This is a genomic window from Brochothrix sp. (genome assembly GCF_017549435.1).
Taxonomy (GTDB): Bacteria; Bacillota; Bacilli; order Lactobacillales; family Listeriaceae; genus Brochothrix; species Brochothrix thermosphacta.
In genome coordinates this window covers 1-16,893 of sequence record NZ_JAFYUW010000147.1, presented here as the reverse complement: position 1 = coordinate 16,893, position 16,893 = coordinate 1, and the positions used below count along the sequence as shown (strand labels likewise).

Annotated in this window: 16 protein-coding genes; all 16 read left to right on the top strand. The window is 37.8% G+C overall.

The window, feature by feature from the left end; translation table 11 throughout:
- Window positions 1-984: preprotein translocase subunit SecA (locus IKV95_RS09730; RefSeq protein ID WP_287451739.1), on the top strand; the 984-nt coding region annotated here is incomplete at its 5' end.
- 91 nt (window positions 985-1,075) lie between these two features.
- A protein-coding gene (prfB, locus tag IKV95_RS09725; RefSeq protein WP_096879627.1) for a peptide chain release factor 2 occupies window positions 1,076-2,180 on the top strand; the annotation gives its coding sequence in 2 pieces (ribosomal slippage) (window positions 1,076-1,147 and window positions 1,149-2,180; 1,104 coding nt in all).
- Between the two features lie 22 nt (window positions 2,181-2,202).
- Window positions 2,203-3,084 (top strand): YitT family protein, encoded by an 882-nt coding sequence (locus IKV95_RS09720; protein WP_287451738.1) that lies wholly within the window; start codon window positions 2,203-2,205, stop codon window positions 3,082-3,084.
- Window positions 3,085-3,167: 83 nt separating this feature from the next.
- The gene (ftsE, locus tag IKV95_RS09715; RefSeq protein ID WP_029090852.1) at window positions 3,168-3,854 is read left to right on the top strand and encodes a cell division ATP-binding protein FtsE; all 687 of its coding nucleotides are present in this window, start codon (window positions 3,168-3,170) and stop codon (window positions 3,852-3,854) included.
- Complete coding sequence (ftsX, locus tag IKV95_RS09710; protein ID WP_029090851.1) at window positions 3,844-4,728, top strand: permease-like cell division protein FtsX; 885 nt, start codon at window positions 3,844-3,846, stop codon at window positions 4,726-4,728. The genes ftsE and ftsX overlap by 11 nt, the downstream gene beginning before the upstream one ends.
- A gap of 420 nt (window positions 4,729-5,148) precedes the next feature.
- Window positions 5,149-6,351: an NlpC/P60 family protein gene (locus IKV95_RS09705; RefSeq protein WP_069125948.1), complete on the top strand. Its 1,203-nt coding sequence runs from the start codon at window positions 5,149-5,151 to the stop codon at window positions 6,349-6,351.
- A gap of 139 nt (window positions 6,352-6,490) precedes the next feature.
- Complete coding sequence (gene cls / locus IKV95_RS09700; RefSeq protein ID WP_080712861.1) at window positions 6,491-7,957, top strand: cardiolipin synthase; 1,467 nt, start codon at window positions 6,491-6,493, stop codon at window positions 7,955-7,957.
- Between the two features lie 15 nt (window positions 7,958-7,972).
- Window positions 7,973-9,181: a PDZ domain-containing protein gene (locus tag IKV95_RS09695; RefSeq protein ID WP_069118807.1), complete on the top strand. Its 1,209-nt coding sequence runs from the start codon at window positions 7,973-7,975 to the stop codon at window positions 9,179-9,181.
- Window positions 9,168-10,106: a ribose-phosphate diphosphokinase gene (locus IKV95_RS09690; protein WP_232011761.1), complete on the top strand. Its 939-nt coding sequence runs from the start codon at window positions 9,168-9,170 to the stop codon at window positions 10,104-10,106. The genes IKV95_RS09695 and IKV95_RS09690 overlap by 14 nt, the downstream gene beginning before the upstream one ends.
- Window positions 10,107-10,258: 152 nt before the next feature.
- Window positions 10,259-10,966 carry a response regulator transcription factor gene (locus IKV95_RS09685; RefSeq protein ID WP_029090846.1) on the top strand — a complete coding sequence of 236 codons (708 nt, stop codon included), beginning with the start codon at window positions 10,259-10,261 and terminating at the stop codon, window positions 10,964-10,966.
- The gene (gene pnpS, locus IKV95_RS09680) at window positions 10,963-12,750 is read left to right on the top strand and encodes a two-component system histidine kinase PnpS (protein WP_029090845.1); all 1,788 of its coding nucleotides are present in this window, start codon (window positions 10,963-10,965) and stop codon (window positions 12,748-12,750) included. The genes IKV95_RS09685 and pnpS overlap by 4 nt, the downstream gene beginning before the upstream one ends.
- A 129-nt stretch (window positions 12,751-12,879) precedes the next feature.
- On the top strand, window positions 12,880-13,785 hold the full coding sequence (pstC, locus tag IKV95_RS09675) for a phosphate ABC transporter permease subunit PstC (protein ID WP_069118809.1): 906 nt from the start codon (window positions 12,880-12,882) through the stop codon (window positions 13,783-13,785).
- Window positions 13,782-14,666 (top strand): phosphate ABC transporter permease PstA, encoded by an 885-nt coding sequence (pstA, locus tag IKV95_RS09670; protein WP_029090843.1) that lies wholly within the window; start codon window positions 13,782-13,784, stop codon window positions 14,664-14,666. The genes pstC and pstA overlap by 4 nt, the downstream gene beginning before the upstream one ends.
- A gap of 13 nt (window positions 14,667-14,679) precedes the next feature.
- The gene (gene pstB / locus IKV95_RS09665; RefSeq protein WP_051457153.1) at window positions 14,680-15,438 is read left to right on the top strand and encodes a phosphate ABC transporter ATP-binding protein PstB; all 759 of its coding nucleotides are present in this window, start codon (window positions 14,680-14,682) and stop codon (window positions 15,436-15,438) included.
- An 11-nt stretch (window positions 15,439-15,449) separates the two neighbouring features.
- Window positions 15,450-16,202 carry a phosphate ABC transporter ATP-binding protein PstB gene (gene pstB / locus IKV95_RS09660; RefSeq protein WP_029090841.1) on the top strand — a complete coding sequence of 251 codons (753 nt, stop codon included), beginning with the start codon at window positions 15,450-15,452 and terminating at the stop codon, window positions 16,200-16,202.
- Between the two features lie 15 nt (window positions 16,203-16,217).
- Window positions 16,218-16,883 carry a phosphate signaling complex protein PhoU gene (gene phoU / locus IKV95_RS09655; RefSeq protein ID WP_029090840.1) on the top strand — a complete coding sequence of 222 codons (666 nt, stop codon included), beginning with the start codon at window positions 16,218-16,220 and terminating at the stop codon, window positions 16,881-16,883.
- The last annotated feature ends 10 nt before the right edge of the window (window positions 16,884-16,893 follow it).

The window sequence follows — 16,893 nt, the reverse complement described above, 5'->3', positions numbered from 1 at the left end:
GAGCGTCATGAGTCTCGTCGTATTGATAATCAGTTGCGTGGTCGTGCCGGTCGTCAAGGTGACCCAGGTGCAACACAATTTTATCTTTCAATGGAAGATGAATTAATGAAACGTTTCTCATCTGATAACGTTAAACGAATGATGGATCGTTTTATGGCTGAAGACGAAGCAATCCAAAGTAAAATGCTAAGTCGTGCGGTTGAATCAGCACAAACACGTGTTGAAGGGAATAACTTTGACTCACGTAAACAAGTCCTGCAATACGATGATGTTTTACGTCAACAACGTGAAGTTATCTATGGTCAACGTTATGAAGTTATCACAACAGAAGATAGTCTTGATGATATTATTTTAGGTATGATCGAGCGTGTGGTTTCTAACCTTGTTGCTGATTACACATCAGGTCTTGAACGAGAAGAATATAAATTAAAAAATATTGTTGAGTTCATTGAAGCTAACTTACTGAATGAAACTGATGTAACAGAAGCAGAATTGCAAGGCAAAGACCCAGAGGAAATTGAAACTTATATTTGGGATATTGTACAAAAAGAATATGATGTTAAGCGTGCATTGTTAGATGCAGAACAATGGCTTGAGTTTGAAAAAGTGGTCATGTTACGTGTTGTTGATACTAAATGGACAGATCATATTGATGCGATGGATCATTTACGTGAAGGAATTAACTTACGAGCGTATGGTCAAATCAATCCTTTACAAGAGTATCAAGCAGAAGGTTACCGTATGTTTACAGCAATGGTTGAAAGTGTTGATGATGACGTTACGCGTTACGTAATGAAAGCTGAGATTCGCCAAAACCTTGAGCGTGAACAAGTTGCTAAAGGAAATGCTGTTTCAGGCGAACAATCATCAAGTAAAGAAGTTAAAAAAATGCCAACACGTAAAGACCAACATATTGGTCGTAATGATGAATGTCCATGCGGCAGTGGTAAGAAATATAAAAACTGTCATGGTCGTGGCGAGTAAACGAACGCAATATTTAAAAAGAACGTGCTAAGGGCATTCATGTGCTGAGCACGTCTTTTTTAAAGTAACTAACAATAAAGGGGAATGGACAATGGAATTAGCAGAAATTAGAAATGCATTAGAAAAATCACGCGAACAAGTCACACAATTTAGGGGGTCACTTTGACTTAGAAGAGCTTGAAGCGCGTATTCAAGAAATTGATGAAGTGATGTCAGAACCAGGATTTTGGGATAACCAAGAAACCGCACAAAGTAAGATTAATGAATCAAATAGCTTAAAGGCACAATATGAAGTGTTCCATCAAATTGATGAAACACAAGAAGAATTAGAAACGATGTACGAAATGCTTAAAGAAGAGCCTGATGAAGAACTATTGGCTGATTTGGAAACAGAATTAAAGGCTTATCAAAAAACGATTGCTGATTATGAATTGAGTCAATTGTTAGATGGTACGTATGATCGTAATAATGTGTTGTTAGAATTACATCCTGGCGCAGGTGGTACGGAGTCACAAGATTGGTGTGATATGCTATTGCGCATGTATACACGTTGGGCTGAAAAACATAAATTCAGCGTACAAACACTGGATTATCAAGCAGGTGATGAAGCGGGCGTTAAAAGTGTTACCTTATTAATCAAAGGTGAAAACGCTTATGGTTATATGAAATCTGAAAAAGGTATTCATCGTCTGGTTCGTATCTCGCCGTTTGATTCAGCTGGCCGTCGACACACGTCATTTGTATCTTGTGATGTTATGCCAGAATTAACAGATGAAGCAGCAATTGAAATACGTCCAGAAGATTTACGAGTAGATACCTATCGTGCATCAGGAGCTGGGGGTCAACATATTAATAAAACTGATTCGGCGGTACGATTGACACATATTCCGACAGGTTTAGTGACAGCGTCACAATCAGAACGGTCACAACTTAAAAACCGCGATCATGCAATGAGTATGTTGAAAGCGAAAATCGCTCAAAAACAAGAAGAAGAAAAAGCACAACAACTTGCTGAAATTCGTGGTGAACAAAAAGAAATTGGTTGGGGTAGCCAAATTCGTTCATACGTGTTCCATCCTTATTCGATGGTGAAAGATCATCGTACAAATGCTGAAACAGGTAATGTACAAGCTGTAATGGATGGGGACATTGATTTATTTATCGATGCATATTTACGTTTAGGTTTTGCAAATTAAAATCATGTAGGGGGATTTGACCGTGGGAGCAATTGAACGCCATGTGCCAAAATATATTGTTGAAACGTTATTTGTTATACTAGGTTCATTTGTAATTGCCATCGGTTTTAATGGCTTTTTACTTCCCAATCAAATTGCATCAGGCGGTTTTAGCGGGGTCAGTATTGTTGTAAGTGCCTTAACAGATTGGAAGCCAGCTTATATTTTATGGGCGTTAAATGGGACGTTTTTTTTAATCGGTTGGTTAGTACTAGGTAAAGGCTTTGCAGCTAAAACTTTTTTAGGCACCGCATTGTTACCGTTGTTCTTTCTATTGACGGAGGGATTGCCAGCCTTAACACATAACACACTTGTTGGCGCCATTTTTGGTGGATTGTTAGTCGGATTAGGATTGGGCATTGTTTTTTTAGGAAATGCCTCAACAGGTGGAACGGATTTGATTGCAATGATACTCCATCGCTTCGCCAAAATATCTTTAGGTAAATCAGTCGCTGTGATTGATGGGCTAGTTGTTATCAGTTCAATGCTTATTTTTAGTGTTGAAAAAGGACTGATTGCGCTAATTGCACTTTATGTCACCATCAAAGTGATCGATATCGTACAGTTAGGTATCAAGCAAAAAACAGCTAAAAATGTGATGGTTATATCGCGCAAAGAAGCAGAAATTCGTGACGGTTTAATCAACCAATTAAAATTAGGCGTGACACGTTTGGATGCTCAGGGTGGTTATTCGCAAGTTAATAATGGTGTGTTGATGATTATTATACCAACGCCTGAATTTCAGCGCGTGAATGATTATGTAATGGGCATTGATCCTCAGGCATTTGTGATTGTGATGGATGCGTCAGAAGTGCAAGGATTAGGATTTACTCGTGCTCGAAATGCAAATGACATCGCATTGTAATAGGAATGAAGTTAAACTGCAAATAATCCATGTTATACTAATAAAGTTGTAAAAAAAGTACAGGGAAGTAGGAGACCATCACTATGATAAAAATGGAAAATGTTTATAAAAAATACAGTAATGGGATTTCCGCTGCAAATGGTTTTGACATCGAAATTAAACAAGGAGAATTTGTTTATATCGTTGGTCCAAGTGGCGCAGGGAAATCGACCTTTATTAAATTAATATACCGTGAAGAACAAGCAACTTCCGGACAAATTAACGTGAATGATTATGATTTAATTAAAATGAAAAATAGAGAAGTACCATACTTACGTCGTGGGATTGGTGTAGTCTTCCAAGATTTTAAATTGCTACCAACACTCACTGTCTTTGATAATATTGCCTTCGCGATGGAAGTTGTTGAAAGTGATAAAGAAACAATCAAAACACGTGTTATGGAAGTCTTAGATTTAGTTAACTTGAAGCACAAGGTACGTATGTTACCAAGTGAACTTTCTGGTGGGGAGCAACAACGTATTTCAATTGCACGCTCAATTGTTAATAAACCGAAAGTGATTATTGCCGATGAACCAACCGGTAACCTTGACCCTGATACTTCATGGGAAATTTTAAATATTTTAGAAGAAATTAATCGTCAAGGAACAACGATTGTTATGGCAACGCACAATAGAGAAATCGTTAATACGCTAAAACACCGTCTTATTGCTATTGAAGATGGTCGTATTATTCGTGATGAAGCGGAAGGGGTGTATGATTTTGAAGCCTAGAACAATGGGACGTCATTTTAGAGAGAGTTTTAAAAGTCTTCATCGTAATGGGTTGATGACTTTTGCAGCAATTAGTGCTGTAACTGTTACACTCGTTTTAGTTGGTTTCTTCATGATTACAATGTTGAACGTCAACAAGTTAGCATCCGATGTTGAAGATAATGTGAAAATTAATGCAAATGTTGATTTGTCTGCAAATAAAACAGATAAACAACAGATTGAAAAGGATTTACAAAATTTAAATGGAGTGGCCAACGTCACTTACTCATCAAAAGAAAATGAATTAAAGAAAATGGTTAAAGCTTATGGCGATAGTTTTGAGCTATTTGAACAATCAAATCCTTTACACGATGTGTATGTCGTTGAAGCTAAAACACCATCAGATGTTGATCAGGTAGCGAAAGCTGCTGAAAACGTCAAAAATGTTGACTCAGTTTCTTATAATGCAAAAACAGTTGGAAAAGTGTTTGATGTTGTGAAATGGGTGCGCTATATTGGTGTTTTCTTAATTGCAGCTTTATTATTAACAGCGATGTTCTTAATTTCTAACACAATTAAGATTGCGATATACTCGCGTCGAACAGAAGTAGAAATACAAAAACTTGTAGGTGCAACAAACGGCTTTATCAGATGGCCATTTTTATTAGAAGGTGCATGGATTGGTTTCCTCGGAGCAATTATTCCGATTGGACTCACATGGGCAGTTTACTATCAGGTCTATAAATTTGTGATGCCATCATTAGCATCAACGTATTATTCATTGTTACCTGTAGGTCAAATGGTAGGAATCGTAACGATTACAGCCTTAGCAATTGGGATTATTATTGGGATGGTAGGAAGTATCTTATCTATTCGTAAATTCCTTAAAATATAAAAAGAAGAAAAATCAATCGAGTACATTAGTTCTCGTTTGTTAGTTATCTTCAATCCGAAGTCCCAGAATATTTCTGGGGCTTTTTTTAGACGCAATTTCACAACATGTTTTGAGAGCTTTTTTTCTCTAAACCTTAGTCTTAATGAAAAACACATACTTGCGTAATGATTGTAAAAGAGGTAGCGATAGGAAAGTAAGGGTCTATATCTAGTATCAATCGAAACTTTGTCATAACAATAAACGACTGTTGTCTATCGACATGAGAACCGTGTAACACAACTGTAACAAAAGACGCTATAACGTAAATTGTAATGTATCAAGGGATGCTATAGAATGGTATAAGTAGTCAACACACATATATATATAATTGTTCGTTAAAAATAAATAAAAAACATGATTTACGAGAGGGGAAACAACATTTTGAAGAGTTCAAAAATTATCGCTATCGCATTAGCAGCAGCTATTACAGTATCACCATTTGCAGGTATTGCTTCAACAAGCGTTTCAGCAAGTGAATCAAGTGCAACAATCGCATCTAAAAAAGCAGACATGAAATCACAATTGGCTGATATCGTTCAACAAGAATCAGAAGTTTCTGCTAAAGTAGCAGCGAATCAAAAAGAGTTTACGCAATTGAAAAAAGATCAAGTTAAACTTGAAAAATCAATTGAGGAAACAAAAGCAGCAATTGATAAACGTAAAGGTAAATTAGAAGAACGCGCACGCGCAATGCAAACTTCTAGTGCAACAACATCAATTGTAGATTCAGTTCTTGAAGCAGACAGTATTACTGATGCAGCAGCGGCTGTTATAGCATACTCGAAATTCCAAAGTGCTGATGTTAGTATTGTTGAAGCACAACAAAAAGATGAAAATAAATTAGCGGCAGATAATAAATCACTTAGCGCTAAAATCGATAACCAACGTTCAGTAATCGCTTCAAGCGAAGTAGCAGCTGGTAAATTAGCAGCACAAAAAGCTGAAAAAGAAGTACTTGTTGCTAAATTAGCTAACGATGAAAAACGTGCTCAAAAAGCTGAAAAAGTAGCAGCAGAATTAGCAGCAGCAGCTGCAGTACAACCAATCAAAACAGATGTTAAAGAAGTTGCAAAAGCAGATGAAAAAACATCAACTGTTGCAAAAGCAGAAACAAAAACTGAAAATGTCGTATCTGTAGTTAACACAAGCACTAACAAAACAGACGATACTAAAAAAGCAGAAAACAAACCTGCTAAAGAAACAACAGATAACAACGCTGGTTCAGTCGTTTCTGGTGTTTCAGGAGCAATCCAAGAAGCTTACAAATATGCTGGTCAAGCATACGGTGGTGGCGCAGTACCTGGTAACTTTGACTGTTCAGGTCTTGTAATGTATTCATATGCTAAAGCTGGTATTAGCTTACCGCGTACAGCAGCAGCACAATATGGTGCAACGACTCGTATCTCTGAAAGCCAAGCACAAGCAGGCGACTTAGTATTCTTCTCTGATGGCGGAATCAGTCACGTAGGTATTTACCTTGGTGGCGGTCAAATGTTCAACTCGCAAAATAATGGTATCCAAACAGATAACATTCATGGCGCATACTGGGGCGAGCACTTAGCTGGTTTTGGACGTATTAACTAAATGAAATAGTATGTTTCTCTCGTGAAGCAACTGATATAGATAGATCCACACTAACCATGTGGGTCTATTTTTTTCTTTAGAGAACTGTAGGGGTATGTTATGATAAAGATACCATATTAAGTATGAAGGAGATGGGGCAATGGAGCTGTCAATAATTCTGGTCTATATAACAGCAACTGTACTTGTAGTTAACATGTTACTTGCACTTTTAACTGTTTTCCTTGAGCGCCGTGAATCTTCAGTGATTTGGGCTTGGCTTTTAGTGTTGACGTTTGTACCAATAGTAGGTTTTATTTTATACCTAATTTTTGGTAGGAATTTATCACGAGGAAAGATTTTTGACTGGAAAGCGCAAGAGCGTATAGGGATAAATGATATTATAAAATCGCAAATTAACCTCATTAAAGAAGGCGTTTTTCCGTTTGTAGAAGATACACCGGAGAAACATAAAGAAATGGTTTATCTATTGTTAGTTAATGATGGTGCACCGCTTACACAAGATAATGATGTTGAAATATTAATCGATGGTAAGAAAAAATTCGAATCGTTATTCAGGGATATAGAAGCTGCAAAAGATCATATCCATTTAATTTATTATATCTTTAGATTTGATGAACTCGGTACGAGTTTGGTGGATTTATTAGTGAAAAAAGCCAAGGAAGGTGTCGAGGTTCGTTTTATCTATGATGCAATGGGATCTCGTTCTGTCAGACCTTCGGCTTTTAAAGAATTAGAAAAACATGGTGGAAAAGCCTACCCGTTCTTCCCATCTAAATTACCTTTAATCAACTTTCGCTTAAATTACCGCAATCATCGTAAATTAGCAATTATAGATGGTGAAATTGGTTATATCGGTGGGTTTAACATCGGGGATGAATATTTAGGTAAATCGAAGAAATTTGGTAATTGGCGAGATACGCATTTACGTGTCAAAGGAAGTGCCAATTTTGCGATGCAAGCCCGTTACATTATGGATTGGAATTCAGCAGCAACTCACAAAGCCGACAAAATTAAATACGATGAACGTTATTTTCCTTTGGCTTATAAACATGAGGGGAATATACCAATGCAAATTGTATCAAGTGGTCCAGATACTGATTTGGAACAAATTAAAAATGGTTACATAAAGCTGATAAATTCTGCTAAGGATACTATTTTTATCCAAACACCTTACTTTATTCCGGATAACAGTGTGTTAGAATCTCTTAAAATTGCTGCATTATCAGGCGTAGACGTTCGCGTGATGATTCCATCTATGCCAGACCATCCGTTTGTATACTGGGCAACGACAAATCACGTGAGTGAGCTGTTAAAGTGTGGTGCAAAAGTTTACCGTTATAATGATGGCTTCTTACATGCGAAAACAGTGATTGTTGATGCAGAAGTATCTTCGGTTGGGACAGCAAATATAGATAATCGTAGTTTTAGATTGAATTTTGAAGTGAATGCCTTCATATATGATGAAGAAATGGGTCGAGAATTACATAATATCTTCTTGGATGATATGTTAGTGTCATCTGAAATGACATTGGAAGAATATGAAAAACGATCAAACTGGATTAAATTTAAAGAAGGCGTTTCTCGTCTTCTATCACCGATTCTTTAAATGGAGGTGCATGATTTGGGAAATATCACAACAAGCTTACTCTCGTACTTTATACATCCACTACTTTGGATAGTACTCATCACAACAGTGCTTGTTGGTATTATTCGTGTGAGAAAAGAGCGGCAATTTTTTAATACACGCTTATACCCGGCAACATTAGAAAGCACACGCTTACTCCTGATTGGACTTGTTTTAGGTTTAATTGTATCTGCTATGACCTGGTATACGGGCGTTATTGTCGATGTTAGTTGGTTGCTGTTATTCAATATAGTGAGTGTGGTGTTATTTGCTACTTTAGGCTATCGTGGCTTAACAGCAAGTTATACATTGGCACTTACTACATTAGGGTTGATTGGTATCAACTTATTATTGTTAATTAAACCAGAAGACAGTATTACCGCTGTTTTTTCAACGCAGTTAATCATGCAACCGAATATATTGATTGGATTGAGCATTTTGTTAGCAGTCGGTTTATTTATTGAAGGGTTCTTACTTTATTTATTTTCAAGAAAACCGCTACAACCAGAGCTAATTAAAATCCGACGTGGTACAATAAAAGGGCAATTTAAATATAGAGGTGCTTTTTTATTACCAGTTTTTATGCTTTTTCCTGTAGCAAAGGATGGTTTTTTTAGTACGAGTGAGTGGTGGCCTATCTTTTCAGTTGGTAAAATGGAATTTTTACCATTGTTTGTACCGCTTGTCATTGGTACACGTGTCATTGTTCGTTCGCAACTGCCCAAACGCTTATTGAAAAAGCGGATGTTTGCAATTATTGCTTTAGCAGTAATAGTAACGTTGTTAACAATAGTAACATACTTCTATAATTGGTTTACCTTAATGCCATTTGTAATGGCGCTGTTAGGTCATATTGCGATTGATATTTACTTTTGGGTAGTGGATGAACCGGATACGGAACGTTACCATCAAACGTCTAAGGGCGTGTGTGTGATAGGAACCCGAGAAGATACTGCCTCGCGTAAAATGGGGATTTTACCAGGAGAACTGATTACCTCGTGTAATGGCAATCCTGTGAAAAATAGACAAGAGCTTTATGATGCATTAAATATTAATCGGGCCTATGTTAAATTAACAGTGTGTGATGAATTTAATGAACCGCGCTTTGTCGAAACCGCTTTATTTGAAACAGATTCATTTGAATTGGGATTATTATTTATTGAAGAAAGTGTTGTAGAGGAGATGAAAGATAGTGTTGAAAGTTGATGGAGATAAATTAAAGGTGTTTGCCTTGAGTTCAAATGAACCGTTGGCACAAAAAGTTGCAGATGAATTAGGCGTATCTTTGACTAATATTGGGTTGCAACGTTTTAGTGATGGTGAAATAGCAATTAATATTGAAGAAAGTGTACGTGGTGCAACGGCTTATCTTGTGCAATCAACCGTGGATCCCGTTAATGATAACATCATGGAATTATTGATCATGATTGATGCCTTGAAACGTTCGGCAGTAAAAACAATCAATGTTGTGATGCCTTATTTTGGTTATTCACGCCAAGATCGCAAAGCGTTAGCACGTGAGCCAATTACGGCTAAACTAGTAGCGAATCTTATTGTTGAAGCAGGCGCACATCGTCTAACAACCATTGATTTGCATGCAGCGCAATTACAAGGGTTTTTCAACATTCCAATTGATCATTTAACAACATCACACTTATTAGCTGATTATGTGAATGAAAAATACGGTCAAGAGAATATTGTGGTTGTTTCACCAGATCATAGTGGCGTTTCGCGCGCGCGTAATTTTGCAGAAAAACACGATTGGCCAATTGCTATTTTAAATCGTAAACCACGCCCTAATAAAAACCAAATTTTAAATATCATTGGTGATGTAGAAGGCAAAATGGCAATTGTTGTGGATGATATTATCGATACGGGGTACCGCACAATCAGTTCAGCAGATGCCCTAATTGCAGCGGGCGCTAAAGATGTCAAAGCCTGTGCAACACATGGTGTTTTATCAGCTCATGCGAGCCAACGTATTGGAGACTCAGCAGTAAGTGAGTTAATTTTAACAGATACTGTTCGTTTGAAAGATGAAGATCAGTCAGATAAAATCAAGATTTTAACAGTTGCACCAATGTTGGCAGAAGCGATTGAAGCGATTCAAAATCATCATTCAATTCATTAATCAACCGTTCGTTTGAAAGAGAGAGTCAGTGCGAGTTAGTTTGTTTTACGACAAATTTCTGTGCATTGGCTTTTTTTCATAGCGTAAATCATGGTATAGTGAAAATGCTAGAAGCTCGTAATTATAATGATGAAAAGGTAGGGTGACTTAAAGTGGCGCATATTTTAGTGGTAGATGATGAACCAACGATTGTGAAGTTACTAACGTTTAACATTGAACAAGAAGGGCATACGGTGTCATCGGCAACAAACGGGACCACCGCATTGGAGATCGCTTCAGAACAGGCAATCGACTTAATCGTATTAGATTTGATGTTACCTGGTATGACAGGTATTGATGTGTGTAAGGAATTACGCAAACAAGAAAATTATACGCCAATTTTGATGTTGACTGCTAAAGATGGCGAGTACGATAAAATTATCGGCTTGGAGTTAGGCGCGGATGATTATATGACGAAACCATTTAGTCCACGTGAAGTAACTGCCCGTATTAAAGCAATATTACGTCGTGTTGAAATGTCGCCAACTGAGGCGCGTGCTGGAAAAACAGTTGAAACCGTCATTGAAATTGGAACATTGCGGATTGATCGTGAACGTCACACTGTGTATCGCGCAGGTGAAAAACTGACATTAACACCTAAAGAATACGAATTATTATGTTTTTTAGCCGAGAACAAAGGCAAGGTATTTGGCCGTCACCATCTACTAGATGTTATCTGGGACTATGATTATGCCGGTGAAACACGGATTGTTGACGTGCATGTGAGTCACCTGCGTGAAAAAATTGAAGAAGACACCAAAAAGCCACGTTACATTGTTACTGTACGAGGGTTTGGTTATAAAATGGATGATGTGCAATGAAACCATTATGGCAACGCCTCGTGCTTGTTTTTTGTATCATTACAATTTTAGTAGTCGGTGTACTCGGTTTTTTCAGTGCGTCAATTATTAAACGTAATTATATTGAAAACCGTGAAGCGCAAATGCTTCAAAGTGCAAAATTAATGATTGAAAACATTGAGGCATCAGGTATTTCGATTAAAGAACCGAACGAAGCGCTTAACGCACAGTTACATAAAGAAGGTGGACTACTGGATTCGCGCTTAACGATTGTCGATAAAGCTGGGAATGTGATTGCAGATACAGAAGAAGACTACCGACAAATGGGCAACCATAAAAATCGCCCTGAAATAAAAGCGTTGTTGTTGGATAAAAATCTTACATCAGCTTCTAATCAACGTCAAAGCAGCAGCTTAGGATACAGCATGCTTTACACAGCAGTCCCAATTATGGAAGACGGTAAATTAGTTGGTTTTATGCGTGTAGCCGTGAGCCTTGAATTAATTGAATCAGCCATTACGCAATTGCAAATCAGTCTGATTATTATGGCAGGTGTTATTATTGTAGTGGCAACGCTCGTCATTATTATCATGGTGCGACGAATTGCCCGTCCCATCACAACAATTACAGACGTAACGCATAGTTTGGCAGAAAAAGACTATTCGCAACGCGTGATGTTATTGCCTAGTGGGGAAATTGGAGAATTAGCAAAATCGGTCAATTTACTTGGAGAAAAATTACAAAAAAATGTGTCTGAAATACAGGAAAAAGAACTGCGTTTAACAGGTGTGTTGAACAACCTCGTCAGTGGTGTTTTATTAGTCAATATGGAGCATCGTATCACCTTGGCTAATCCAGCCATGTTTGAACTGATGGAAAAAAATCCGCTCAATCATAATTATTTTGAAGTTTTGCCAAGTTACCAGTTAAGTAATCTCATCAAACAAGCATTTAAAACGGGAGATAAACAACAAGCAGAAGTGATTCTTTATGGTCACAACTCAGAGAAGCGTGTGGATGCTAATGTTGTACCCATTCAAGATAAACACAATCAGCGTTTAACGGGTGTTATATTGGTCTTGCACGATATTACAGAGATTCGCCATTTAGAAACGTTGCGTTCTGAATTTGTATCGAATGTATCACATGAATTAAAGACCCCTGTCACGTCAATCAAAGGCTTTTCTGAAACACTCTTAGATGGTGCAGTAGAAGATCCTGAATTACGCAAAGAATTTTTAACAATTATTCGAGATGAAAGTAATCGTTTAACCCGTTTGATTGAAGATATTTTACAATTATCTAAAATTGAACAACAACAGATTAAGCCGCATTTTGAAAGTGTGGATTTTGTCGATGTTGTTCAACGGGTACTCAAAGTTGTGCGTAAGCCATTAAAAGAAAAGCGGATTGAACTGGTGTTAAATTTACCAGAAAGTTACCCACTCACAAGCGAGAGTGATGGTCTGCACCAGATTGCGTTGAATTTGATTAGCAATGCGATTACCTATACACCTGCAGATGGCCGTATCGAATTGTCAATCGAAAACGCAGTAGAACAGGCACACGTTGTATTCCGTGTCAGTGATACAGGTATTGGCATTCCAGAAGACGATCAACAGCGTGTGTTTGAACGATTTTATCGTGTGCATAAATCAAGAGAACGTGAAACAGGTGGGACAGGATTAGGCCTATCGATTGTGAAGCATTTAGTGGAACGTTATCATGGTGAAATTACTTTAACATCAGTGGAAGATGAAGGCACAACCTTTGAAGTTATTTTACCGACCCATCCTTTAAATTAATATAAAAGACGACCTTTACATAAACTTTACAAATTCTCAATAAACTATTGATGTTTATTGATTATGATGAGTTTAAGAGAAAAGGGCGTCTTTTTTTTATGGACGTCAAAAGAGAGTAGGGAATAAACAATGAGTGAAATAACAAGATCAAATAAAAAAAACCTTGAACGATTTGGGAAAATAATTAGTTTTATCTGTGTCTCTGTCATGGCCATTGGTGCATTAGTCATTATTTATTTTGTTGCCTCAAAAGGATTATCAACCTTTTTTGTCAATAAAGTATCAATTTGGTCATTCTTAACAGGCCAAGATTGGCAACCGTCAAAAGTAGATGCCAGTGGTAATCCGTTAGTGGGTGCATTGCCGATGATCATCGGATCATTTGGAGTAACGCTCTTGGCAGCGCTCATTGCAGCCCCTCTTGCTATTGGAGCCGCCATTTTTATGGTAGAAATATCACCTAAATTTGGTAAACGTATTTTACAACCCGTGATTGAATTACTCGTTGGTATTCCATCCGTTGTCTACGGTTTAATCGGATTGAGTGTAATTGTACCGATGATGCGTCATTTCTTTGGAGGGACCGGCTTTGGTATCGGCGCCGGAACGCTCGTGTTAACAGTAATGATTTTACCGACAGTCACAAGTTTATCCGTGGATGCCATTTCAGCCGTTCCACGACATTATCGTGAAGCATCACTCGCTTTAGGCGCGACTCGTTGGCAAACAATTTGGGGTGTTATCCTTAAAAGTTGCCGCTCAGGTTTATTAACCGCTTTAGTATTTGGGATGGCACGTGCGTTTGGTGAAGCCTTAGCCGTTCAAATGGTAATTGGGAACGCAGCGATTATGCCAACATCATTAGTAGAGCCAGCCTCAACATTAACGAGTATTTTAACAATGAGTATGGGAAATACAATTCCAGGTCAACTTGAAAACAATGTGTTATGGTCACTCGCGTTAGTCTTGTTATTAATGTCACTATTCTTTATTATCATCGTTCGATTGATCGGAAAGCGAGGGAGCATTAAATGAATTCAAAATTAAAAGATCGGTTTGCAACATCAATCCTCTATGTGATTGCCGGTATTATTTGTGCATTGCTGTTAGGTATCATCGGTTATGTTTTGGTACTAGGCGTGCCACAAATTAGTTGGAATTTTTTAACAGCCCCGTCCGAATCATTTTCAGCAGGTGGTGGGATTGGACCACAGTTGTTCAACTCCTTCTATCTTTTATTCTTAACTCTATGTATCAGTGTTCCGATTTCATTAGGAGCAGCTATCTATCTGTCGGAATATGCGAAAGATAATTGGATCACTAAAAGCGTGCGTTTAATGGTAGAAGTATTATCATCATTACCCTCTATCGTTGTGGGACTCTTTGGCTTCTTAATCTTCGTTATCTACTTCGGTTGGAGTTTTTCAATCTTGTCAGGTGCCTTGGCATTGACGTTGTTCAACTTACCCATCTTAGTACGTGTAATGGAAGAATCGTTAAAATCAGTTGCGTCAACGCAACGTGAAGCCGGTTTAGCATTAGGGTTAACACGCTGGGAAACAGTTATTTATGTGTTGGTGCCAACAGCTTTACCAGGTATTATCACAGGAATCATCTTATCTGCAGGACGTGTTTTTGGTGAAGCTGCAGCCTTAATTTATACAGCTGGACAAAATGCACCTGCTTTGAACTTTGCGAATTTTAATATCTTTAGTCAAGAATCGCCATGGAATATTATGCGACCAGCTGAAACGTTAGCTGTACATATTTGGAAAGTAAACAGCGAAGGGGTTGTACCCGATGCCACCGCTATTTCAAACGGGACAGCAGCTATTTTGATTATCGCGATTTTATTGTTTAATGTATTAGCACGTGTGATTGGAAAATATGTCTATCGTTTGATGACATCATCATAAAGGAGTGACGGAAATGTCAGAATTTGCAATTGAAACAAAAAAACTTAATGTCCACTATGGCGACAAACATGCCATTAAAGATGTCAGCTTGGCTTTTCCAAAAAACCAAGTTATTGCCTTAATTGGACCCTCAGGCTGTGGGAAATCGACTTATTTACGCTCACTCAACCGTATGAATGATGAAATTGAAGGGTGTCGTAGTGAAGGTCCTATCCTTTACCATGGACGTGATGTAAATACAGCTGCAGAAGATTTATATGAACTACGTAAAAATATCGGTATGGTGTTCCAAAAACCGAATCCTTTTACCAAATCTATCTACAAAAACATTACATTTGCGCTTAAACGCCACGGTATTAAGGAAAAACACGTGTTGGAAGAACGTGTTGAGAAAAGCTTAAAAGCCGCAGCCTTATGGGAAGAAGTAAAGGATACATTAAATAAAAGTGCTCTCAGTTTGTCAGGCGGACAACAACAACGTTTGTGTATCGCGCGAACAGTCGCAACGGAACCTGATATTTTGTTGTTGGATGAACCAGCATCAGCCCTAGATCCCATTTCAACATCTAAAATTGAAAATTTAATTACACAATTAAAAGAGCATTACACTATTATTATCGTGACACATAATATGCAACAAGCCGCACGAATTTCAGACAAAACAGCCTTCTTTTATCTGGGTGAAGTGATTGAATATAATGATACAGCAACGATATTCACGAACCCATCGCATGAAAGAACACAAGCGTATGTTTCAGGAAACTTTGGTTAGGAGGAACAGTCATGACAGTTGTAGAAACGAAAGCATTAAATTTATTTTACGGTAACAAGCAAGCGCTGTTCGACGTATCGCTTACGTTCCCTAAAAATCAAATCATTTCTTTAATAGGCCCTTCAGGCTGTGGGAAATCAACCTTTTTGAGAACCCTTAACCGTATGAACGACTTGATACCGAATGTGAAAACATCCGGTGACATTTTTGTTAAAGATATCAAAGTGACCTCTTCACGTACTGATTTAGTAGACCTACGTCAACGTGTAGGAATGGTGTTCCAGCAACCGAATCCTTTTCCATTTTCAATTTATGACAACGTTGCTTATGGCCCACGCTTACATGGGACAACAAATAAATGGGAACTCGATAAAATTGTGCAAGAAAGTTTGATGAAAGCATCGTTATGGGAAGAAGTACAAGATCGTATGCACACCTCAGCCTTAGGGTTATCAGGTGGACAACAACAACGTTTATGTATTGCGCGTGTGTTGGCAGTCAAACCAGAAATCATCTTGATGGATGAGCCAACAGCCGCGTTAGATCCAATATCAACAGCAAAGATTGAATCCTTGATTGTTGAATTGAAAGAGAAATACACCATATTGATTGTGACACATAATATGCAACAAGCATCACGTATCTCTGATTTAACAGCCTTTTTCTTAAACGGGCACGTCGTTGAATACGATGATACTAAAAATATCTTTTTAAATCCAAAAGAGAAAGAAACACAAGATTATATATCTGGCCGCTTTGGCTAAGAAGGAGGGTTACTTATGAATGGACGTCAATTGTTAGATCAAGAAATGAGAAATTTACAACAACAACTAGCTGAGATGGGATTGCTTGTAAACGAAGCAATTTTGAAAGCAGGAAAGGCATTTGCTACAAAAGATGCGGATGCAGCGAACGAAGTGATTCGTAACGATGAAGTAATTAATGAGAAAGAACAACAATTGGAGCAACATATCATTGAAGTGATTGCGCTTCAACAACCAGTAACCCTTGATTTACGTCGAGTGATTACGATGATTAAAATCAGTGCCGATTTGGAACGAATGGGCGATCACGCCGTTGTATTAGCTAAAGCCGCACGCTCAGCAGAAAAGCACGACATTGATATCTCGTTAAAAGAATGTGAAAAAATCACGCAATTATTGAGTGAAACATTAACAGAAACACTGGAAGCTTATGGTGAAATGAACGAGGAGAAAGCTAAAAAAATCGCCCTCAAAATCTTTTCAATCAACCAATTATCTCATCAGCTTGGCAAACAAATTTTATCAAACATTGTACCCTATCCAGAACACGTTAAACCCATCTCAAAATTATTTAATGGCATTAAAAGCTTTGAACGAATAGGCGCCTACACATTAAACATCTGTGAATGGGTCATCTATTTGAAAACAGGCACGATGGTCGAACTTGAAGAAGAAGAGTAAAAGTAAAAGT